Origin of the sequence: Streptomyces sp. NPDC020192 (genome assembly GCF_044388685.1) — a bacterium.
In the GTDB taxonomy this organism is placed as follows: Bacteria; Actinomycetota; Actinomycetes; order Streptomycetales; family Streptomycetaceae; genus Streptomyces.
Map to the genome: position 1 here is coordinate 42,662 of NZ_JBIRXG010000013.1, position 20,593 is coordinate 63,254.

18 protein-coding genes are annotated in these 20,593 nt (G+C 71.9%); 10 read left to right on the forward strand and 8 right to left on the reverse strand.

The window, feature by feature from the left end; all coding sequences use genetic code 11:
• Positions 1-27 precede the first annotated feature (27 nt).
• The 7 genes from ACH47Z_RS24660 to ACH47Z_RS24690 all read left to right on the forward strand — a co-directional run bounded on the left by ACH47Z_RS24660 (position 28) and on the right by ACH47Z_RS24690 (position 10,490).
• On the forward strand, positions 28-1,125 hold the full coding sequence (locus tag ACH47Z_RS24660; RefSeq protein WP_399077133.1) for an LLM class flavin-dependent oxidoreductase: 1,098 nt from the start codon (positions 28-30) through the stop codon (positions 1,123-1,125).
• Entirely contained in the window at positions 1,122-1,697 is a 576-nt protein-coding gene (locus tag ACH47Z_RS24665) for an FMN reductase (protein WP_399077135.1), read from the forward strand. The genes ACH47Z_RS24660 and ACH47Z_RS24665 overlap by 4 nt, the downstream gene beginning before the upstream one ends.
• A gap of 170 nt (positions 1,698-1,867) precedes the next feature.
• The gene (locus ACH47Z_RS24670; RefSeq protein ID WP_399077137.1) at positions 1,868-2,605 is read left to right on the forward strand and encodes a response regulator transcription factor; all 738 of its coding nucleotides are present in this window, start codon (positions 1,868-1,870) and stop codon (positions 2,603-2,605) included.
• Complete coding sequence (locus ACH47Z_RS24675; protein ID WP_399077139.1) at positions 2,606-4,048, forward strand: ATP-binding protein; 1,443 nt, start codon at positions 2,606-2,608, stop codon at positions 4,046-4,048. It begins immediately after the preceding gene.
• An 86-nt stretch (positions 4,049-4,134) separates the two neighbouring features.
• Positions 4,135-4,761: a hypothetical protein gene (locus ACH47Z_RS24680; RefSeq protein WP_399077141.1), complete on the forward strand. Its 627-nt coding sequence runs from the start codon at positions 4,135-4,137 to the stop codon at positions 4,759-4,761.
• A gap of 76 nt (positions 4,762-4,837) precedes the next feature.
• Positions 4,838-6,109 (forward strand): ArgE/DapE family deacylase, encoded by a 1,272-nt coding sequence (locus tag ACH47Z_RS24685; RefSeq protein ID WP_399077143.1) that lies wholly within the window; start codon positions 4,838-4,840, stop codon positions 6,107-6,109.
• 13 nt (positions 6,110-6,122) lie between these two features.
• Positions 6,123-10,490, forward strand: a complete 4,368-nt coding sequence (locus tag ACH47Z_RS24690; RefSeq protein WP_399077145.1) for a hypothetical protein — start codon at positions 6,123-6,125, stop codon at positions 10,488-10,490.
• On the opposite strand, the gene ACH47Z_RS24695 is transcribed toward ACH47Z_RS24690, so the two are convergent.
• Positions 10,453-12,282, reverse strand: coding sequence for a phosphatidylglycerol lysyltransferase domain-containing protein (locus tag ACH47Z_RS24695; RefSeq protein WP_399077147.1), 1,830 nt, complete (start codon positions 12,280-12,282; stop codon positions 10,453-10,455). The genes ACH47Z_RS24690 and ACH47Z_RS24695 overlap by 38 nt on opposite strands.
• A 251-nt stretch (positions 12,283-12,533) precedes the next feature.
• Positions 12,534-12,803: a hypothetical protein gene (locus ACH47Z_RS24700; RefSeq protein ID WP_399077149.1), complete on the reverse strand. Its 270-nt coding sequence runs from the start codon at positions 12,801-12,803 to the stop codon at positions 12,534-12,536.
• 208 nt (positions 12,804-13,011) lie between these two features.
• On the opposite strand from ACH47Z_RS24700, the gene ACH47Z_RS24705 reads away from it, so the two are divergent.
• Positions 13,012-13,785, forward strand: a complete 774-nt coding sequence (locus tag ACH47Z_RS24705) for an MBL fold metallo-hydrolase (RefSeq protein WP_399077151.1) — start codon at positions 13,012-13,014, stop codon at positions 13,783-13,785.
• A 32-nt stretch (positions 13,786-13,817) separates the two neighbouring features.
• Here the strand turns inward: ACH47Z_RS24705 and ACH47Z_RS24710 are convergent, their stop codons facing one another.
• Positions 13,818-15,224: an MFS transporter gene (locus ACH47Z_RS24710; RefSeq protein ID WP_399077153.1), complete on the reverse strand. Its 1,407-nt coding sequence runs from the start codon at positions 15,222-15,224 to the stop codon at positions 13,818-13,820.
• Between the two features lie 187 nt (positions 15,225-15,411).
• On the opposite strand from ACH47Z_RS24710, the gene ACH47Z_RS24715 reads away from it, so the two are divergent.
• Positions 15,412-16,308, forward strand: a complete 897-nt coding sequence (locus ACH47Z_RS24715) for a helix-turn-helix transcriptional regulator (protein ID WP_399077155.1) — start codon at positions 15,412-15,414, stop codon at positions 16,306-16,308.
• A 544-nt stretch (positions 16,309-16,852) separates the two neighbouring features.
• Here ACH47Z_RS24715 and ACH47Z_RS24720 read toward each other — a convergent pair.
• The 5 genes from ACH47Z_RS24720 to ACH47Z_RS24740 form a co-directional block, all read right to left on the reverse strand.
• Positions 16,853-18,052: a flotillin family protein gene (locus ACH47Z_RS24720; RefSeq protein WP_399077157.1), complete on the reverse strand. Its 1,200-nt coding sequence runs from the start codon at positions 18,050-18,052 to the stop codon at positions 16,853-16,855.
• Positions 18,053-18,063: 11 nt separating this feature from the next.
• The gene (locus ACH47Z_RS24725) at positions 18,064-18,315 is read right to left on the reverse strand and encodes a hypothetical protein (protein ID WP_399077159.1); all 252 of its coding nucleotides are present in this window, start codon (positions 18,313-18,315) and stop codon (positions 18,064-18,066) included.
• A gap of 109 nt (positions 18,316-18,424) precedes the next feature.
• Positions 18,425-19,174, reverse strand: a complete 750-nt coding sequence (locus tag ACH47Z_RS24730; protein ID WP_399077160.1) for a polyprenol monophosphomannose synthase — start codon at positions 19,172-19,174, stop codon at positions 18,425-18,427.
• Entirely contained in the window at positions 19,171-19,935 is a 765-nt protein-coding gene (locus ACH47Z_RS24735) for a hypothetical protein (RefSeq protein ID WP_399077162.1), read from the reverse strand. Before ACH47Z_RS24735 ends, ACH47Z_RS24730 begins: the two co-directional genes overlap by 4 nt.
• Entirely contained in the window at positions 19,932-20,243 is a 312-nt protein-coding gene (locus ACH47Z_RS24740) for a PadR family transcriptional regulator (protein ID WP_399077164.1), read from the reverse strand. Before ACH47Z_RS24740 ends, ACH47Z_RS24735 begins: the two co-directional genes overlap by 4 nt.
• An 82-nt stretch (positions 20,244-20,325) precedes the next feature.
• Here ACH47Z_RS24740 and ACH47Z_RS24745 point away from each other — a divergent pair, with 82 nt between their 5' ends.
• On the forward strand, positions 20,326-20,574 hold the full coding sequence (locus ACH47Z_RS24745) for a hypothetical protein (protein ID WP_399077532.1): 249 nt from the start codon (positions 20,326-20,328) through the stop codon (positions 20,572-20,574).
• The last annotated feature ends 19 nt before the right edge of the window (positions 20,575-20,593 follow it).

The window sequence follows — 20,593 nt, forward strand, 5'->3', positions numbered from 1 at the left end:
GGTCAACAACCTGGAGGGTGAGCGACCATGCAGTTCGGGATCTTCACGGTCGGCGACGTCACGCCGGACCCCACCACGGGACGTACGCCGACCGAGGCGGAGCGGATCAAGGCCATGGTCGCCATCGCGCTCAAGGCCGAGGAGGTCGGCCTGGACGTCTTCGCGACCGGTGAGCACCACAACCCGCCGTTCGTGCCGTCGTCGCCGACCACGATGCTCGGCTACATCGCGGCACGGACCGAGAACCTGATCCTGTCCACGTCCACCACGCTGATCACCACCAACGACCCGGTGAAGATCGCGGAGGACTTCGCGATGCTCCAGCACCTGGCCGACGGGCGGGTGGACCTGATGATGGGCCGCGGCAACACCGGGCCGGTGTATCCGTGGTTCGGGCAGGACATCCGGCAGGGCATCAACCTCGCCATCGAGAACTACGCCCTGCTGCGCCGGCTGTGGCGCGAGGACGTCGTGGACTGGGAGGGGAAGTTCCGCTCCCCGCTGCAGGGCTTCACCTCCACCCCGCGCCCGCTGGACGGGGTGCCGCCCTTCGTCTGGCACGGCTCGATCCGCTCACCGGAGATCGCCGAGCAGGCGGCGTACTACGGCGACGGGTTCTTCCACAACAACATCTTCTGGCCCGCCGACCACACCAAGCGCATGGTCGAGCTGTACCGGACCCGGTACGCCCACTACGGGCACGGCACACCCGAGCAGGCGATCGTCGGCCTGGGCGGCCAGGTGTTCATGCGGAAGAACTCGCAGGACGCGGTGCGGGAGTTCCGGCCGTACTTCGACAACGCGCCGGTGTACGGCCACGGGCCCTCGCTGGAGGACTTCACCGAGCAGACCCCGCTGACGGTCGGCTCGCCGCAGCAGGTGATCGAGAAGACGCTGGCGTTCCGTGAGTACGCCGGTGACTACCAGCGCCAGCTGTTCCTCCTGGACCATGCGGGGCTGCCGCTGAAGACCGTGCTGGAGCAGCTCGACATGCTGGGCGAGGAGGTCGTACCGGTGCTGCGCAAGGAGTTCGCCGTCGGCCGCCCGGCGGACGTGCCGGAGGCGCCGACGCACGCGTCGCTGCTCAAGGCTCAGGAAGCTCAGGAAGGGGTGACCGTCGCATGAAGCTCGTCGTCGTCTCGGCGGGGCTGAGCGTGCCGTCGTCCACCCGGCTGCTGGGGGACCGGCTGGCCGCGGCGGTGGAACGGCAGGCCTCGGCCGGCGTCGAGGTCCAGGTCGTGGAGCTGCGCGAGCTCGCGGTGGAGATCGCGCACAACTTCACCAACGGGTTCGCGGGGCGTGCCCTGGCCGCCGCGCAGGAGGCGGTGTCGGGGGCGGACGGGCTGATCGTCGTGACTCCGGTGTTCAGCGCGTCGTACAGCGGGCTGTTCAAGTCGTTCTTCGATGTGCTGGACAAGGAGGCGCTGGCCGGCAAGCCGGTGCTGATCGCCGCGACGGGGGGTACGGGGCGGCACTCGCTGGTGCTGGAGCACGCCCTGCGGCCGCTGTTCGCCTATCTGCGGGCCGTTGTCGTGCCGACCGGGGTCTACGCGGCGTCGGAGGACTGGGGCGCGGAGGGGCTCGCTGAGCGGATCGAGCGGGCCGCGGGGGAGTTGGCCGCGCTGATGCCGCTGGCGGTGCGGGGGGCGGCGCCCGCGGTGGTGCCGTTCGCGGAGCAGCTGGCGGCACTGCGGTAACGCGGAGCCGGCAGCCCCCGGGATCGGTCTCCCCCCGAGCCCCTGTGTCGGTGAGAGGACGGTAGGGGGCAGGGGTGGGTTCCCCTGTGACGGTGAGAGAGGGGTAAAAAGGGTGATCGTAGGCCCGCCCGTCCCGGTCGAACCGCCGGAGGCCTTGGCAGACTGGGGACGTGCCCCAGACTGTGCTGCTCGCCGAAGACGACCGTGCCATCCGTCATGCCCTGGAGCGTGCCCTGACCCTGGAGGGCTACGCGGTGACGGCGGTCGCCGATGGCGTCGAAGCGCTGGCGCAGGCCCACAAGACGCCGCCCGACGTGCTCGTGCTCGATGTGATGATGCCCGGCATCGACGGGCTCCAGGTGTGCCGGGTGCTGCGTGCCGAGGGCAACCGCACCCCGATCCTCATGCTCACCGCCCTCGTGGAGACCGCCGACCGTATCGCGGGGCTGGACGCCGGCGCCGACGACTACGTCGTCAAGCCGTTCGACGTGGAGGAAGTGTTCGCGCGGCTGCGTGCGCTGCTGCGTCGTACCAGCCCCGTGCCCGCCGCGGCCGCTACCAGCGGTGGCGCCAGTGAGTCCCCGCGCGCCGACGTCCAGATCTCCGACCGGCAGGTCGAGGCCGCCGGTATCCGTATGGACCTCCAGGCCCGCCGCGCCTGGCGTGGCAAGCGTGAGCTGGAGCTGACCCGTACCGAGTTCGAGCTGCTCGAGCTGCTGGTGCGCAATGCCGGGATCGTTCTGGATCACTCCACCATCTACGACCGGATCTGGGGATACGACTTCGGTCCCGGGTCGAAGAACCTCGCCGTGTACGTCGGCTACCTGCGCCGCAAGCTCGACGAGCCCGGCGCGCCGCAGCTGATCCACACCGTGCGGGGCGTGGGTTACGTGCTCCGGGAGGACTGAGTGGGCCGCCTCAGGCGGCTCAGGCGGTTGCTGGCCCGGCGCCGGCCGGGGCTCGTCTCCCTGCGCACCACCTTCGTCGTCTCCTTCGCGGCCGTCACCGCGGCGGTCACGATCCTCGTCGGCATCCTGTCGTACAGCTCCGCCGCCCGTCTCGTCCGCGTCGACCAGCAGACGGTGTTCTCGCAGGTCGTGCAGGACGTACGGGACGAGGTGCGGCAGCACGAGATGGTTCCGGAGGACTTCTCGTCGTCGCGGCCCGGGCATGATCTGGTGCGGCCCGCCCGTACCGATGTGCAGGTGCTGGGAGCGCAGGGGCAGATCGTGGACCGCGGCGATCCGCGGCTGCCCGTCACCTCCCGCGACAAGGCGATGGCCCTCGCGCAGACCGCCGGGAAGGTGGTCCAGCACAAGGACGTGCCGGTGGACTCGGACCTGTACCGCATCGCCACCGTGTCGCTCGGTGACGGGCGGGGCGCGGTGCAGGTCGCGCAGGAGTTCAGCGACACCGAGGACCTGCTGCGCACGCTGCAGCGGCGCACGCTGGTGCTGATGGTCGTGGTCGTGCTCGCGGCCGGGCTGTTCGGCTGGTGGCTGGCCCGGCGGATCACACGGCGGCTGGTGATCCTGACCACCGCCGCCGAGGACGTGGCCCGCACCCGGCAGCTCGGCATCGAGGTGCCGGTGGCCGGACTGGACGAGGTCGGTCGGCTCGGACGCGCCTTCGACCGCATGCTGGGGCGGCTCGCCCAGTCGGAGGAGGACCAGCGGCGGCTGGTGCAGGACGCCGGTCATGAGCTGCGCACGCCGCTGACCTCCCTGCGCACCAACATCTCCCTGCTGCGCCGCATCGACGAGCTGCCCCCCGCCACCCGCGAGGAACTCGTCGCCGACCTCACCCAGGAGGCCCGGGAGCTGACCGACCTGGTCAACGAGCTGGTCGACCTCGCCGCCGGGCAGTCCGACACCGAGCCGCCGCAGCGCGTGGACCTCGCCGACATCGCCGAGGAGGTGGTGGGGCTGGCCAGGCGCCGTACCGGCCGTCAGATCGTGCTGCACACCAGCGGCGACACGACCACCGACGGGCGGCCCGGGATGCTCCAGCGGGCCATGTCCAACCTGGTCGAGAACGCGGCCAAGTTCGACCGGGGCGGGAAAGCGCCCATCGAGGTCAACATCACCGGGCCCGCGCGGCCGGGGACCGTACGGGTGGAGGTGCTGGACCGGGGCCCGGGCATCGCCGAGGGCGACCTCATCCGCATCTTCGACCGCTTCTACCGCGCCGCCGACGCCCGCTCCCTGCCCGGCTCGGGCCTCGGGCTGTCCATCGTCCGTGAGGTCGCCATGGCCCATGGCGGAGCCCCGTTCGCCTTCCGGCGCGCGGGGGGCGGCGCGGTCATCGGGTTCACCGTGGGCGGGGGGATCGTGAAGAGCGGCGGCAGCTGACCTGCCCGAGTTGAGTACGGGTACCCAGGCCCGGACGGGTAGCCGCGCCCATCCGCCGGGCCCTGCCGGGCGCCTACGGTCCCCGTATGCCCGAGCAGACCACACCCACCCACACCCGCGCCCTCGGCTTCGGATGCGGTGCCATCGCGCTCGCCGTCATTCTCGCCCTGGGCGCCTGGATCATCGGCAACGCCCAGCAGACGGACTATCCCCGGGTCGCGCCCGGCGAGCGGGCGCGCCAGGTCTTCCGGTACTCCCAGGAGGCGTACGACGTCCTGGGGTTCACGCGTGCGGCGGGGAACACGTTCAGTGCCGCGCTCTGCTACGACAACGGTCCGCTGGGCATGGAGGACAAGACCGTCGACGGCGCCTACCAGCTGGGCCACGAATGGGCGCTGGAGCACGTGCCCGAGAGCCAGGCCGTCTCCGGGCTGCGGCGGCTGCGTGACCGGTTGACGGACGAGGGCTGGCGGATCACGGGGTACCGCGAGGGGCGGGCGGGCGGGGACGTGGAGCTCTACGCCCAGCGGGACGGCGGGGACGCGCGGATGACGTTCGTCTGGTACGCGCACCGGGAGTACTTCACGGGGTTCGCGTCCGTGCCCTGCGCGTACGTCCCCGGGCGGCGGACCGATGACGTCGGGTACTGGGACCCCGACTCCGTCCTCGACTCCGTGCCAGCGTCCGCTCTCGGTCCCTCGCCCGCCCACTGACCGCCCGCTGTTCGGGGCGGCCGGCGCGGGTAATGATCGGGAAAGAAACCGACGGAGTCGATGGGGAGGCCGCAGGATGCTCACCGATGCGGAGGCCGCCGCGGTCGCGTGTGTGGACGAGGGGGCGCTCGGGCGGACGCTGCTGGAGCTGATCTCCGTGCCGAGCGTGACCGGGAGCGCGGCCGAGTCGGAGCTTCAGCAGCGGCTGGCCGGGCGGCTGGAGCGGCTCGGGCTGGACGTCGATCTGTGGTCCATGGACCTGCCCGCGCTGCGCGCCGACCCGGGCTTCCCGGGGGCGGAGGTGGCCCGGGAGGAGGCGTGGGGGCTGGTCGGATACACGGCGGAGGGTGAGGACGACGGGCCGACACTGATCCTGCAGGGGCACGTGGACGTCGTACCGCCCGGGGATCCGCGGGCGTGGGACGGGGATCCGTTCGTGCCGCGGGTCGTGGGCGAGGTGGTGTACGGGCGCGGGGCCTGCGACATGAAGGCGGGGCTGGCGGCGCACCTGGCCGCGCTGGCGGCGATACGGGCCGCCGGGGTGCGGCTGCGCGGACGGGTCGCCGTGCACTTCGTCGTGGGGGAGGAGGACGGCGGGCTCGGGGCGTTCGGGACGTTGCGGCGCGGGCACACCGGGGACGCGTGCGTGATCACCGAGCCGACGGCGGGCACGCTCGTCACCGCCAACGCCGGTGCTCTGACCTTCCGGCTCACCGTGCCCGGCCGGGCCGCCCACGCCAGTTCGCGGGAGGCCGGGGTCAGTGCCGTGGACGCGTATCTGCCGCTGCACCGGGCGCTGGCGGAACTGGAGACCGAGCGCAACCGGGACCCCTCCCCGCTGATGGCCGAGTACCCGATTCCCTACGCCCTCTCCGTCGGGACCGTACGGGCCGGCGACTGGGCCAGCAGCGTGCCGGACCTGCTGGTCGCGGAGGGGCGGCTCGGGGTGCGGCTGGGTGAGGAACCGGCGGCGGCCCGGGCCGAGTTCGAGCGGTGCGTGGCACGGGCGTGCGCCGGGGATCCGTGGCTGCGCGAGCATCCGGCCCACGTCGGCTGGCCGGGCGGGCAGTTCGCGAGCGGGCGGCTCCCGGAGGGGCATCGGCTGCGGGACGAGGTGCGCGACGCGTGCGCCGACGTGGCCGGCTGGGCCGCCCGGCCCCGGGAGCGCGGGGCGCCGTACGGCAGCGATCTGCGGTTGTACGCCGGTGCCGGCATCCCCACCCTGCAGTACGGGCCGGGGGATGTGCGGGTGGCGCACAGCGCGGGTGAGTGTGTCTCGTTGGGTGAAGTGGTGGCTGTGGCACGGGTGTTGGTGGTTACGGTGATGCGGACGGTCGGGGTGAGGTAGGGAGGGCGCGGGGGTGCAGTACGAGGAGCGGCTGAGGCGGCTGCGGAAGGCGGCGGGAGAGCCCACTGCACAGTTGCTGTCCGACAAGGTGGGGATTCCCGCGCGGACCGTCGGCGACTGGCTCGACTGCGAGGTGGTACCGCGGTGGTCGCCCAGGGTGCAGTTGTTCCTTCAGGAGCTGGAGTCCCTGGCCGGGGAGCGGTCGGGGCTGTCCCGGAGCGGGTGGGGCAGGCTGCTGAAGGAGGCCCGACAGAGGCTGCAGGGGCGGCGAGGGGTGCCGGAGGCGGCCGTTCGCAGTGGGACGCGGGGAGACTGGCTGAACGCGGCCGAGGGATCGCAGGCCTGGAAGCTGGTCTCTCCCGCGTGGGCGGGAGAGGTCGGTGCGGTCAGGGAGCGCACGCTCGAGGTGATCGACCGGCTCGCCGAACTGCGCGACCGCAAGGAGGAGTTGCTCGGCCGGGACCCCTGGTACGACCCACATCTGCCCGTGCGCACCGTGGATCGCGTCGATCGTCGGCTGGCGGGCATCAAGTTCCCGGAGCAGCAGGGGACTTTGTCGCCGGCCGAGGCCGCACTGATCGTGCTTCTGCCGTTCCTGCACCAGGTGCGGCTCGCGTGGACCGCGGACCAGCTTCACGACGTGGATCCGGGCGACCTGGACACTCGGAAGCAGGGGAGTCCGGAGCGGGCCGCCTACAACCAGGTGCTGCTCGAGCACAAATGGCTCATCCGCCAGGCGCAGCGCGGAGACGCCCTGCCGGACCGGAACGACGGGCGGCGCGAGGTGGGCTGGTGGCTGTTCCACCAGTGGGTGCGACCGCGCACGGAGCAGAAGGCCCGGCTGGACGACGTACTGGACGCCCTGGGAGTCGTCGCGGACGACATGGGGCCCCTGCTGGAGCCGTCCCTGCTCGGCCGGCTGCTGGACAGCGCGCATCAGGGGGCACGCGAGCTGTTCGACACGAAACGGGCAGGGGCGCTGGACGAGAACCACTTCGAGGTGCACTTCCCCGGCCAGGACACCCAGGAGGTGCGGGAGCGTCTGGTGGGTCCCCTGTTCGCGATCGCCCATGCCATGGCGGTCGAGGTGACGGCCCTGCCGTCGGTGGTCGTCAAGCATGTGGGGATTCCGGACCCCGTCGATCCGGAGCAGTTGCTCGGCAGGCTGGAGGAGGCTCACTGGAAGAAGGTCGGTGACACACTCTCCCTCTGTGCCGACTGCGATCACCCCGCGGTCGTGGCCGCGCTGACCGAACACACGGGACGCGTGGACGCGTTGCTGCGTGAGGCACACCGGAGCACCGTCCAGGAACTCGCCGCGCTCCCCGCGTACGCGCACGCCGACGGCGTCCGCGAGGTCGACCACTCGGGAGCGCCCCGGCAGACGGGCGAGGTGATCCGTTTCCGGCTGGACGAGGAGCGGGTCCAGGAACTCCTCATGGGCGAGAACCTGTACCGCGACCGCAGCCTCGCCATCCGGGAGCTGTACCAGAACGCGCTGGATGCCTGCCGGTACCGGCGCGCGATCGAACGCAAGCGGAACAGCGGGAACCCGTTCCAGGGCGAGATCACGTTTTGGCAGGGAGTCGAGGGGCAGCGGCACTTCCTGGAATGCGAGGACAACGGCATCGGCATGGACGAGACCGTGCTGGCCGAGGTCTTCTCCCGGGCCGGGGTCCGGTTCAGCGAACATGCCCGTTTCCGGGAGGAGCCGTTGCTGTCGGGCGACGGCAGGATCAAGGCCCGGGCGAACAGCAGGTTCGGCATCGGCGTGCTCAGCTACTTCATGCTGGCGGACGAGATCGAGGTCACGACCCGCCCGATGGTCACAGGGAACGTCCGCCCGGAGAAGCTGACGGTGCTGATCACCGGGCCGGGGCATTACTTCCGGGTGTCGCGGACCGGGGAGGATCCGGGGTGGATCGGCACCAAGGTTCGTCTCTATCTACGGGACGAGGGCAACGCGCCTTCCTGCGTACGGGAGTTGAGACGCCTGCTCGGTATCGCGGAGTTCGCGACCGAGGCCCGTCATGAGGCCCAGAAGGTGCCGTGGGCACCCGGCGCCCTCCAGCCCAGGCAGGCCATGGGGGAGCGGGCGGACGGTGTCGTCGCCCACGGGCGTACGGTCTCCTGGCCGCCCGAGGGTGACGTCCGGTGCCTCGACGGCCAGGTGGTGTGGTGCGAACACGGGGGCGGCATCCTCGCCGACGGCATCTTCATCGAGCCACGGGTACGCAAGGGGGTGCTGGCCGGGCCGGGGGAGCACGGCCGGTTGCGCGGGGCCGTGGTGAACCTGACGGGGGAGACCCGGCCCGAGGACCTGTCCGTGGACCGTGCGGAGATCCTGGACCCGGATGTGGACCACGTGGTCGAGCGGTTGATCAAGGAGGCGCTCCCGGCTCTGTTCGCGGCGGATCCGCCTCTGCTGACGGGCGAGTGGCTGGCCGAGGTGGCCGAGAGCAGTCCCCGCCTCGCGGACCTCGTGACCGAGGCGGCGGGAGCGGCGGGCGTCGAGCTCGAGGTGAACGGGCATACCGCGCCGGTGGCGACCGTGGGGTTCTTTCCACCGGACGTCGATCTCGTCCACTGGGGCGGCGGGGACGCTCAGCGACGCGATCGGCCCATCCGGCGCCGGTACGAGCAGCAGAGCGCCGTCACCGTGCTGTGGCGGCTGCTCGCGCATGCGCCGAATGCCGAACTGGCGGCACTGACCAGTGTCGTTCCGGAGTTGTCCCGCGTCCGCGCCGTACTGCCGGCGAAGCCGTCGGACGTCCTGACGTGTGCCATGGACCGACGGGGCGATCCCTGGAAGGAGCGGTCCGAGCCCGCGAAGGCCGACGAGTCGGTCAAGCCGGGGGACGTTCTCAGACTGGCCCTGACCTGTGGCATGGCGTACGAGGAGGTCCTCACGCGCATGGCGCAGCTTCGCCTGCCCGTTCCGGCGTGGCCCAGTGCCCCGGTCGTCCTCGACGCCACCACGGCCGCGCTGCTGGAGTACCGGTTGCGATTCGGCGAGAGCATGCGGGTGTACAACGCGCTCGACCCCACGAGGCCCGTGCCGCCCGGACACCTCGTCAAAGCGAACGTGGAGCTGAACGTCGGCATCGGCGAGGCGGCCGGCCGGATGAAGGCGCTGGGCTTCGGCGTGCCTGGGACCATGAGGACCGACATGCCCGAGGACTGGGTGGCGCGTCTGCTCAGTAACCAGCTGGACGGTTCGCCCCGGTGGCTGGATTCCGGACGCGTTCGAGCGGGCCACGTGCTCCGGGCCGTGCGCGATCTGGGCCGCGAACCGTCCGAGATCGTCGAGCGGCTGGAGGACTATGGATTCCGCCCCGCGATGGGTTCGCTGGACGAGCGGTCGGCGCGGGAACTGCTGTGGCTGAGCGCCGAGTGGGGGTGGGACGAGTCGGTGATGAGCGAGCTCGACGCGGAGACGGACATACAGCCGGGATTTCTGGTTCTCGCGTCCCTCCGGTCGGGTGTCGCTCTGGCCGACATCGCACGCCGTGTGCGGGAGTTGGGCTTTCCCGTCGGCATGCTGCCCGACCGGATCGCGGCCACGGACGAGGCACTCCTCGGCCTCCGCGAGAACCCCGAACGCACGCCGGTGGCCGGGGCGGAGGTATCCCTGCACGCACTGGTGCAGCGTGCGGCCGACAGTGGGCTGTCGCCTCAGGAGACGGCCGAACGCCTGAGCGCGTACGGTCTGTTGCCGCGGTACGTCGTACTCCCCGAGGACACGGGGGCCCGTGACGGGGAGATTCTCACCAGCGTCTACGCCGAACTGCCCCTCGGCGAGGACGACCTGACCACCTGCACCGTGCCCATGCTCCGGATCCTTTTGGCCGCCGGAGAAGCGCGCGTGTCTCCGCAGGTCGTCATCGACTGTCTGCGCCGCTACGGCGTGCGCACGTCGCATGCCGCGGGACCGGCGCGGCGGAGCATGAATTACCGGGAGCTGGCCCGTCTCAGGACGCGCGGCGAATACCTCGACTGGGACGCACCGGTGCCGCTGTTCCACCTCGTCGCCGCCTCGTCCGCGCTCCTGATGGACTGGGAAGAGGTCATCGGGCGACTGGTCGAGTTCGGGCTGGATGTCCCGGTGCACGAACTCGCCGGGCTGACCGATGAAGATCTCCGTCTGTGCCAGGAGAACTTCGGACCGGATCAGGAATCACTTCCGCTGGAGCTGGACGCCCCGATCGAGGACTTCCTCATCATCGCCCGCGAGGCCGACCGCCCCCTCGACGACCTCCTCCCGTCCCTCACCCGCCTCGGCGTGGACCTGGGGAAGGTCGCCGAAGCCGTCCAGGCGGCCCTTCCCCACGTCCCCGGACTCGTCATGGCGCCGGAGGACGACCCATCCCCGGCAACGTGAGGAACCCCTCCGCACGGGCGCTCGCCAGGCCGATCCGCGGGATGTCGCTGGACTTGGCGAAGAGCAGGAAGCGCGGTTCCCAGACGGGGCGGTACTTGGCGTTGGCCCGGTACAGGGACTCGATCTGCCACCAGCGGGAGAAGAAGGTGAGGGTGGAGCGCCACAGGCGCAGGACCGGGCCGGCGCCGAGGCGGGCGCCGCGTTCGAAGACCGAGCGGAACATGGCGAAGTTCAACGACACCCGCTTGATGCCCAACTCCTTCGCCTGGAGCAGGAGTTCCACGACCATGTACTCCATCAGACCGTTCTCGCAGTCGCGGTCGCGGCGCATCAGGTCCAGGGAGAGTCCGTGCTCGCCCCAGGGGACGAAGCTGAGCAGGGCGCGGGGTTCGTCGTTCGCGTCGCGGCACTCCAGCATCACGCAGCGGCCGTCCGCCGGGTCGCCGAGCCGGCCGAGGGCCATGGAGAAGCCGCGTTCGGTGGCGCCGTCGCGCCAGGCGTCGGCGCGCTCCATGAGGACGGTCATCTCCTCGGCGGGGATGTCCTCGTGGCGGCGGACCCGGACGGTGTAGCCGGCCCGCTTGACCCGGTTGTGGGCCTGGCGGACCACGCGCATCGCCCGGCCGTCCAGGGTGAAGTCCGCGATGTCGACGATCGCCTCGTCGCCGAGTTCCAGCGCGTCCAGGCCGTGGCGGGCGTAGATCGTGCCGGCCTCCTCGCTGGCGCCCATGACGGCGGGTGTCCAGGCGTGGCGGCGGGCCTCGGTCAGCCAGGCGTCGATGGCGCCGGGCCAGGCCTCGGGGTCGCCGATGGGGTCGCCGGAGGCGAGGGAGACCGCGCCGACGACGCGGTAGGTGACGGCCGCCTTGCCGGTGGGGGAGAAGACGACGGCCTTGTCGCGGCGCAGCGCGAAGTAGCCGAGGGAGTCGCGGGCGCCGTGCTTGTCCAGCAGGGCCCGCAGGCGCGACTCGTCCTCCTCGGTGAGCAGCTTCCGGCCGCGCGGGGAGCGGAAGCAGGCGTACAGGACCAGGCAGAAGGCGGCCGCCAGCAGGAGGTTGACGATGATGTCGGCCCAGCGGGGCGCGTGCACGGAGTCGACCCGGTCGGCGAGCGGGCCGACGCTGATGCCGCGCAGCAGGGTGTAGGCCAGCTCTTCGAGCACGGGCGCGTGGGGCAGCTTGTTGGTGGCGTGCACGAGCAGCGTGCCGAGCCCGCCGGTGAGCAGGAGCCCGCCGGCGCCGACGGCCAGCGCGAGCTTCGGGTTGGAGGGGTCGCCCACGGCGTTGAACTCGCGGCGGCCGATCAGCAGCGCGGCCACGAAGAGGCCGGTGAGGGCGGCGGAGACCCAGTTGAAGACGTGGTCGCGGTACGGGTGCTGGGTGAGCGCGAGGGCGTACAGCACGAACAGGGGGCCGGCGAGCAGCAGGTTGACGACCCACGCGGCCCGCTTGCCGCGGCGCATCACCAGTGCCAGGAAGATCGCCGCGGCGGCCGAGGCCAGGCCCGCGGTGGCCAGGTACGGGGTGAAGAACTGGCCGGCGTGGTGCGTGTGCGCGTGCACATGGCGGGCGGTGAAGATCTTGCCGTCGTTGTGCTCCTCCACCTCCTTGCGGAACGGCAGGGACATCACCGCGATGATGTTGAAGACGGCGAGGAGCCGCAGGTACCACACGGTGGCCGTGGCCGCTCCCGAGCGCAGCCGGGGGCTGGGCCTCGGGATCTGGAACTCGCGGCGCGTACCGCGCTGACCGGGGACCTCTGCGGAGGTCACGGTCGTCTGCTGTGCGGGCATGGTGACTGGTCACCTTGTGGGGAGGGGACGGGGCAAACGCTGACCCTACAGCTCGTAAGGTAAGCGCGGGTAGCGCGTGAGCGCGGCCCCGATGCCGGCGGCATTCACCGGATTCATACCGAGCGGGCGGAAATCGTCCCGGCGCCGAGGCTATCGGGAGCGTACCGGCATCCGCTCTTACCCGGATCTCCCCGTGCCCGCCTTCCTGAGAAGTCCCTGTGCTCGCCTTACCCGGACTTACCTGAGCGGACTCATCTGCCCGCGCCGCGGCGGGACGCCGTCAGATGCCAGGCCAGGTTGCCCACCGCCGCGCCGGCCGCCACCGCGGCGACGATCACCCCGCCGGTCGCGAGGCCGTCGCTGAACAGATGGGGGCGCCGGTCGAGGCTGTGCAGCCCGAAGCCGCACAGCTCGTACACGCCCACGGCGGCGATGATCAGGCTGACGACCAGCAGGGTCACGGTCGGCGCGAGGCTGTGCGCGCAGACGTCCCCGCCGGCTTTCGTCTCGGTGTCCTGCATGGCTCCCCCGTTGCACAGACGTGTGGCCGCTGCCGGTTGGGAACCTACAATACGTAGGGTTTCCGGGTGGTGCCGCCGGGCCGCCATGGCCCCCTCTCTCGTGCTCCCGCGTTCCCACGTTTCTCACGGTTCCCTTGCCCTCATCCATGAGCGCCCTCTACTGTTCCTCACGGATGACATTCCTTCTATCCGTGAGGTGAGCAGCGTCATGACTGGCCAGTCCTCCGAGTCCGGCGAGCGGATCCCCGTCCGTGTCCTCGGCGGTCCCACCGTCCTCATCGAGTACGGCGGCCTCCGCGTCCTCACCGACCCGACCTTCGACGACCGGGGCGAGTACCCCTCGCCGAGCGGCCGGACCCTGGTCAAGACCGCCCCGCCGCGCACGAGCGCCGCCGAGCTGGGACCCGTGGACGTCGTCCTGCTCTCGCACGACCAGCACGCCGACAACCTCGACCACTCCGGCCGCAGCGTGCTCGCCGCCACCCCGCGCACCTTCACCACGCCCGCGGCGGCCGAGCGGCTCGGCGGCAGCACCGTGCCGCTCATCCCCTGGCAGTCCGCCGAGCTGCCCCGCCCCGACGGCGGTACGGTCACCGTGACCGCCACGCCCGCCCTGCACGGCCCCAAGGGCTCCGAGCCGCTCGTCGGCGAGGTCACCGGCTTCCTGCTGACCTCCGCCGACCTGCCCAGCGTGTACGTCAGCGGCGACAACGCCTCCCTGGAACTGGTCCAGGAGATCGCCGACCGGCACGGCCCCGTCGACACGGCCGTCCTCTTCGCCGGGGCGCCCCGCCTGGCGGTCCTGGACGACGCCCTCCTCGTCCTCGACGGCAAGGGCGCGGCCACCGCCGCCGAGCTGCTCGGCGCCCGCCGCGTGGTGCCGGCCCACTGCGACAGCTGGGCCCACTTCACGGAGGGGCGCGAGGAGGTCGTGACGGCGTTCACCGAGGCGGGGCTGGCGGACCGGCTCCAGCTGGACTGACCGCCGTAGCGGCGCGTCGTACGAGGGCGCGCTCAGCGTGCCCGGCGTCGCAGGAACACCGCGCTGGTGAGCGTGCCCAGGACGACGAGGGCCGCGTTCACCGCGATCGCCGTCTTCAGTCCGGCCAGGACGTCCGTACCCGCCATGGCCGCCGTGGCCACGGCGCTCATCACCGGGGTGCCCAGGGTGATCCCGATCTGCTGGGTCATCGTGGCCAGCCCGGTGGCGAGGCCCTGCTCGTGGTCGGCCAGCCCGGAGGTGGCGGTGACCATGAAGCCGACGATCACCAGCATGTTGCCCACCCCGCCCGCGAACGTGGCGGCCAGCAGCAGCCCGAGCGAGCCGTGGCCGGTGCCGAGGAAGAGCAGGGCCGCCGTGAACACCGCCTGGACCGTGCCGCCGGCCACGAGTGCCGTGGTGGGGCTGGTCCGGCCGATCACGCGCGGGGCGAGCGCACCGCCCACGACCGTGCCGATGCCCAGCACCCCGAACGACAGCCCGGCGGCCAGCGGGGAGAAGCCGAGCACCTCCTGGAGGTAGAGGGTCAGAAGGAAGACGAGGGACGTCTCGGTCACGAACGCGATCAGACCGGCGACGTTCCCCCAGGCCACCGTCCGCCTGCCGAGCACGCCGAGCGGTACCAGCGGCTCCGCCACCCGGCGTTCGATCGCCTGGAACGCGATCAGCAGCACCACCCCGGCGGCCAGGGGCAGCAGGGCCGCGGGTGAGCCCCAGCCGTGTTCGCCGGCCTGGGTGAGACCGAGGACGACGGCCAGCAGACCGAGCGTGACGGTGACCGCGCCGGGCATGTCCAGCCGCGGACGTACCGCGGGCCGCGACTCGGCGATCACGGCGGGCGCGACGAACAGGACGGCCACGGCGACGGGGACGTTGACGAAGAACGCCCAGCGCCAGGACAGCAGGTCCGTCAGCAGGCCGCCGAGGATCGCGCCGGTGGTGAAACCGGCCGACATCAGCGCCCCGTTGAGGCCGAGCGCCTTCTGCCGCAGCGGCCCCTCCGGGAAGGACGTGGTCAGCAGCGACAGGCCCGCCGGGGTCACCGCCGCCGTGGCCAGGCCCTGGAACACCCGGGCGGTGAGCAGCACTGCGGGGGTCTGTGCCAGTCCGCCGGCCAGTGAAGCCGCGCCGAGGACGACGAGACCGCCCAGGAAGAGCCGGCGGCGGCCGAAGAGGTCGGCGATCCGGCCGAACAGCAGGGTGAACCCGGCCGCGCACAGGGCGAAGGCCGTGCCGATCCACTGGAGACGGGCCAGCGGGAAGCCGAGGCCCGTGCCGATCACCGGCAGGGCCACGTTCAGGATCGAGAAGTCCACGGCCAGCATGAACTGGGCCGCGAGCAGCACCACCAGCACCAGGCGGAGCCGGGGGGTGAGGGCGGCGGGCGCGGTGCCCGCCCGTTGCTCGGCAAGGGTGGACATGACAGTGGGTCCTTTCTCCGACAGGGGGTTGCGGAGAAAGAGGCTCGTCCGGTCCCGGCGGGGCAGCCAGTACCGGCTTCGGGCCCGTCGCCGCGTGGGTGGTCATCGCATGACCACCCTCACGGCTCCCGTCCGCCCGGCCCGGCGGGCATGATGGACGGCGGCCGACACCCTTCAGGAGGCACCGATGGACGCCCCGTCCGAGCTGGGAGATTTCCTCAAGTCCCGCCGGGGCGCCGTACGGCCCGAGGACGTCGGGCTCGCGACCGCGCCGAACCAGCGCCGGGTCGCCGGGCTGCGCCGCGAGGAGCTGGCCCTGCTCGCCGGGGTCAGCGTCACCCACTACACCCGCCTCGAACAGGGCCGCGCGGCCGGTGTCTCGGACTCCGTGCTGGACGCGATCGCCCGCACCCTGCGGCTCAGCGAGGACGAGACCGCCCACCTCAAGGACCTGGCCCGCCCCACCGGCGCCCGCCGCCCCGCCGTACCCCGCGCGGAACGGGCGACCGCCTCGGCCCGTCAGCTGCTCGCGGCCATGACGGACGTACCCGCGCTCATCCTGGACCGGCGCGGTGACGTCCTCGCCTGGAACCGGCTCGGCCGCGCCCTGCTCGCCCCCCATCTGCCCTGGGAAGCGCCGGACACGCCCGGTGAGCGCCCCAACCTGATCCGGATGCTGTTCCTGGACGAGCGGTACCGGGACCTGTACGCCGACCGGAAGGAGGAGGCCCTGCTCGCGGTCGCCTCCCTGCGGCTGGTCGCGGGTCGGCATCCCGACGACCGCGCCCTGGCCGAACTGATCGGGCAACTGTCCATCCAGAACGGCGAGTTCAGCTCCCTGTGGGCTCGGCATCCGGTGCGTACCTGCACCTCGGGCGTCAAGTCCCTGCACCATCCGGTGGTCGGCGCCCTGGAGCTGAGCTTCGAGAACCTGTGCCTGCCCGGGGCCTCGGGCAGGCGCCTCATCGCCTACACGGCCGAGCCCGGCTCCCCGTCCGACGCGGCCCTGTGCCTGCTGGCGAGCACGGCGGCCCCGACAGAGGCCCAACCGGTCGACGAGGAACCGGTGTTCGACCCGCGCTGAACCGTGGACCGTGGACCGTGGCGGCCAGACAGTCGATCAGGAGTTCCGCTCCGCGCACATAGGGACTGAAGTACCCGGAGGTGCCCGTGACAACGTGGTCGTGCACGGCCAGGACGCCGGCCAGCAGGCACACCGCCCCACCGGTCAGCAGCAGCCGCAGCCAGGCGGGGCGGAGCATGAGCAGGCCGAGGGCGAGTGGCCAGAGCAGATAGAACTGCTCCTCCTGGGCCGGCGACCAGGTCGCGGTGAGGGGGCCGAGGTCGCCGAGGTCCGCGGCGACATACAGGTTGGCGCAGAACGACAGTGATCAAGAAGCCCGACAGTGCGAAGAAGACGTCGACGCCCAGATATCCCCAGGTCAGGACGTTTGAGTGAAACAACAGGACCAGCACGACGGCGGCCCCGCGGAGCCCGTCCAGCGCGGGGTACCGCGTGTGGGTCCAGGTTCACTGGTGACAGCGCGCTGGCCCGGCGCACGGCCCCCCGGATGCCCGGCTCCCCGGGCGCGGTGCCGGTCGCCGGGAAGCCGGTGCCCGCGGAGCGCCTAGTCGACGTCGACCGGGCCGTCGTCGTCCCCGGACCGCCCCTTGCCCGCGCGCAGTTGGAGCAGGGCGGTCGGGTTGCCGCTGTTGCCGCCGTTGCCGGTGTCGTTCCTGTCCTTGTCCTGGCCGTTCAGGTTCTGGCGGACCGAGTCCAGGATCGTCAGGCCCTGGGAGACCAGGCCGGCGGCGATCTCGCCGAGGCCGTCGGCGCCGTTGAGGACGTTGACGTTGGCGCCGGCCAGGCCGCCCGCGGCCTCCTTCACGATCTGCGGGAGCTGGTCGATGAGCATGCGGTCCAGCGCGACCCGGTCGTAGGAGGCCGCGGCCTCCGCCTGGATCTTCATGCGCTGGGCCTCGGCGGCGGCGAGGATCCGGACCCGCTCGGCCTCGGCCTGGGCGGGCTTGACGACCTCGGCCACCAGCTGCTGCTGGCGCAACTCGGCCTGCTTCTGAGCCAGTTCGGTCTGCGCCTCCAGCACCTCCTGCTGGGCGTGAGCCTGCGCCAGCGGTCCCGCCTGGGAGGCCTGGGCCTGCGCCCGGTCCACCTCGGCGGAGTACTCGGCCTTGACGATGGCGGTCTGCCGGGCGTACTCGGCCTGCTTGCGGGCCGCCGCCTGCTCCGCCTCGACCGAGGCCTGGGTGGCCTGGGCCTGGGCGATCTGGGCCTGGCGCTGGATGGCGGCCTTGTGCGGGGCGGACATCGCGTCGATGTAGCCGGTGTTGCCGTCGTCGATGGACTGGATCTGCAGCGAGTCGACGATCAGGCCGATCTTCGCCATCTCCACCTTCGAGGTGTCCAGGACCTCGGCGGCGAGCTTCTGCCGCTCGGTGACGATCTCCTCGACCGTCATCGAGCCGATGATGGCGCGCAGATGGCCGGCGAAGATCCGGCCGGTGAGCACCGACATCTGTTCCTGGTCGGACAGGAAGCGCTGGCCGGCGTTGATGATGCTCTCCTGGTCGTTGCCGACCTTGAAGGCGATGACCGCGCGGACGTGCAGCGAGATGCCCTGCTTGGTCACGCAGGTCTCGGTGACCTCCGCCTCACACATCGACAGCGTGAGGAAGCGGACCTTGCGAAAGACCGGAAGCACGAACTTGCCGTGGCCGGTGACCACGCGGAACGGAGCGCCCCCCAGTCCCCGCCTGCCGCCCGAGATCAGCATCGCCTCGTCGGGCGCGGGAACGCGGTATCCGAACATGCCTGTACTCCTCAGCTTGCGCCGGCGGTGTCTCCGCCGAGCGCATCCAGTGGATCCACCCACTCGATGACGCCGACCTCGCGGCATCCCCGTGATTCGATCACGAGGACCGTGGCGCCCGCGGGCAGGGGCTCCTCGGACCAGGCCAGGAAGGTCTCGGAGCCGCCTCTGACCCGTACCAGGACCTCTCCGGGACCCGCGGATCCGCGCGTCCCGATGAGCACCTTGCCCGTACAGCCGATCACGGCCTCGTCCTGCGGCATCACCCGGCCGTCCTCCTCGTCCTGACCTCAGGATTCCGACGATAGACCCAGACGGGCCAGGACCCAACGGGCAGGAGGGTATGGCGTACCGACCAGTACGCGGGGGGGCTCAAGCCCGGGTGTTCCCGAAGCGCAGCCGCCACGGGGTGAGCGCGGATTCGAGCTGGACGGCCAGGCTCATCTTGGAGGCGCCCTCGATCCGCTCCTCGAACCGGATCGGCACCTCGAGGATGGTCAACCCCCGTGTGATGGCGCGGTAGTTCATCTCGACCTGGAAGGAGTAGCCGTTGCTGCGCACGGTCGGCAGGTCGATCGCCCGGAGCGTCCCGGCCCGCCAGGCCTTGAAGCCGGCGGTGGCGTCCTTCACGCCGAGCCGCAGGATGGCGTTGACGTAGAGGTTGGCCCAGGCGGACAGGGCCTTGCGGTGCCACGGCCAGGCGGCGGCGGTCGAGCCTCCGGCGACATAGCGGGACCCGAGGACGACGCCGGCGCCCCGCGTCAGCAGCGTGTCGACCATCGCCGGGATCGCCGAGGCCGGGTGCGAGAGATCGGCGTCCATCTGGATCACCACGTCGGCGCCCTCGTCCAGCGCGCGCGTCATACCGGCGAGGTAGGCGCGGCCGAGCCCGTCCTTCGCGGTGCGGTGCAGCACGCCGACGGTGTCCGGCGACTCGGCGGCGAGCCGGTCGGCGATCTCCCCGGTGCCGTCCGGGGAGTTGTCGTCGACCACGAGCACATGCAGGTCCGGCAGCGGCAGTTCCGCGAGGAGGCGGGCCAGGACGGGCAGGTTCTCCCGTTCGTTGTAGGTCGGTACGACGACAACGACCTTCGGTGGTACGGGAGTCGGGGCGGCGGTCATCGGACCCGGGCTCTCTTCCGCCGCAGATCGCGGCCGGCGCTCAGGGCCGTGGCGGCCAGGAGGGCCAGCGCCAGGGTCTCGGTGACGGAGGCCGGGCCGGGGGGAGCGGCGAGGAGATTCCGGCCGGCGGCGAGGGCCAGTCCCGCGCCGAGGTACAGCAGGGCCGTGGACAGCCGGCGGGTCGACGGCAGGGTGGCCGTACGGGCGACCCGGGCGACCAGGACGCACAGCCGGAGGGCGACGAAGCCGAGCGTGAGCCAGTAATAGCCCACCATGGCGCCGTCGGCGAGGCCGGTGGTCCGGGCGGGCGTGCCGCTCCAGGCCAGCAGGCACAGGGCTACGACCGCGACGGCCGGGGCCGCCAGGGTGCGGACCGCCGCTGCGACCAGCCGGCGCAGGGCCGCGCCGCGCAGCAGGGGGAGCGGTGCGGCGAGGGCGATGCCGAGGAGCAGCGGGGCGAGCCACAGGCCGGCGGCCGGGTGGTGGCGGTCGGCGGCCAGGGCGCCGGACGGTTCGAGGGAGCGCAGCAGCAGTGCGGCCGTCGCCCCCAGCGCGAACAGGGCGACGGTGAGGACACGGCGGGTCTGCCCGGTGAACGTCTCGGGCCAGTCGCCGGGGTGGAGCCACAGCCGGGCAGCCCCCGCGACGGTGTCGGGCCAGGACCGGATGCCGGACGCGGACACCTCGCTCCTGATGTCCGCGCCCCAGCGCTCGCGTACGGCCGGCGGGTAGAGCCCGGCCAGCAGCGTGGCCGCGCTCATGCCGGGCCGATCCCGAGCGCGCGCAGACCGGCGGCCGAGATGCGGGCCATCTGCTGGAGTTCCACCCGCAGTTGCTCGCGGCCCGCGTCGGTGATCCGCATGGTGCGATGCCGCTCCTGGGCCTCGCCCGCCTCGTCCGCGGGCCGGATCAGCTCGCGCGCCTCCAGCCGGGACAGCGCGCCGTAGAGACTGCCGGGGCCGAGCCTGCGGCCGGTCAGCTTCTCGATCGCGGTGTTGATGGCGTATCCGTGCCGCGGTCCGTCCGCGAGGACGGTGAGCACGAGCATCTGGGCGTCGTTGCTGTGCATGCGATTCCCGTCTCCTTGCCTCCGGGTCCCTATAGTACGAGCCTCGATACTACCTGTCACGTAGTACGGGGTGCGTACTGTGGTGGTCTGTGGTGGTGGTCACGCCGAAGACCTCGTCGAGGGCGACGAGCCGGGGCCGCTGAGCCGGCGCGGGCCGGCAGCACGCGCTGGCGTTCGCCTCCGGACAGGGAGGCGACGGCCCGGACGCGCCTCGGTCTACGGCACCACGCTCAAGGCCCTGGTCCACGAGCAGTTCGGTGACGGCATCAGCCCACCAAGCCCTTCTGGATCCCGCCGACTCGGCGATCGGCCCGTCGAGGTCGCGCCGTAAGCTGCGCCGGGGGTTCTGA

Excerpts from the sequence above, each read along its gene's own strand:
- ACH47Z_RS24710 (WP_399077153.1), bottom strand. The coding sequence starts at position 15,224 with ATGTCCACCCTTGCCGAGCAACGGGCGGGCACCGCGCCCGCCGCCCTC.
- ACH47Z_RS24705 (WP_399077151.1), top strand. The coding sequence starts at position 13,012 with ATGACTGGCCAGTCCTCCGAGTCCGGCGAGCGGATCCCCGTCCGTGTC.
- ACH47Z_RS24665 (WP_399077135.1), top strand. The coding sequence starts at position 1,122 with ATGAAGCTCGTCGTCGTCTCGGCGGGGCTGAGCGTGCCGTCGTCCACC.
- ACH47Z_RS24725 (WP_399077159.1), bottom strand. The coding sequence starts at position 18,315 with ATGCCGCAGGACGAGGCCGTGATCGGCTGTACGGGCAAGGTGCTCATC.
- ACH47Z_RS24715 (WP_399077155.1), top strand. The coding sequence starts at position 15,412 with ATGGACGCCCCGTCCGAGCTGGGAGATTTCCTCAAGTCCCGCCGGGGC.
- ACH47Z_RS24695 (WP_399077147.1), bottom strand. The coding sequence starts at position 12,282 with ATGCCCGCACAGCAGACGACCGTGACCTCCGCAGAGGTCCCCGGTCAG.
- ACH47Z_RS24680 (WP_399077141.1), top strand. The coding sequence starts at position 4,135 with ATGCCCGAGCAGACCACACCCACCCACACCCGCGCCCTCGGCTTCGGA.
- ACH47Z_RS24730 (WP_399077160.1), bottom strand. The coding sequence starts at position 19,174 with ATGACCGCCGCCCCGACTCCCGTACCACCGAAGGTCGTTGTCGTCGTA.
- ACH47Z_RS24735 (WP_399077162.1), bottom strand. The coding sequence starts at position 19,935 with ATGAGCGCGGCCACGCTGCTGGCCGGGCTCTACCCGCCGGCCGTACGC.
- ACH47Z_RS24700 (WP_399077149.1), bottom strand. The coding sequence starts at position 12,803 with ATGCAGGACACCGAGACGAAAGCCGGCGGGGACGTCTGCGCGCACAGC.
- ACH47Z_RS24660 (WP_399077133.1), top strand. The coding sequence starts at position 28 with ATGCAGTTCGGGATCTTCACGGTCGGCGACGTCACGCCGGACCCCACC.
- ACH47Z_RS24685 (WP_399077143.1), top strand. The coding sequence starts at position 4,838 with ATGCTCACCGATGCGGAGGCCGCCGCGGTCGCGTGTGTGGACGAGGGG.
- ACH47Z_RS24720 (WP_399077157.1), bottom strand. The coding sequence starts at position 18,052 with ATGTTCGGATACCGCGTTCCCGCGCCCGACGAGGCGATGCTGATCTCG.
- ACH47Z_RS24740 (WP_399077164.1), bottom strand. The coding sequence starts at position 20,243 with ATGCACAGCAACGACGCCCAGATGCTCGTGCTCACCGTCCTCGCGGAC.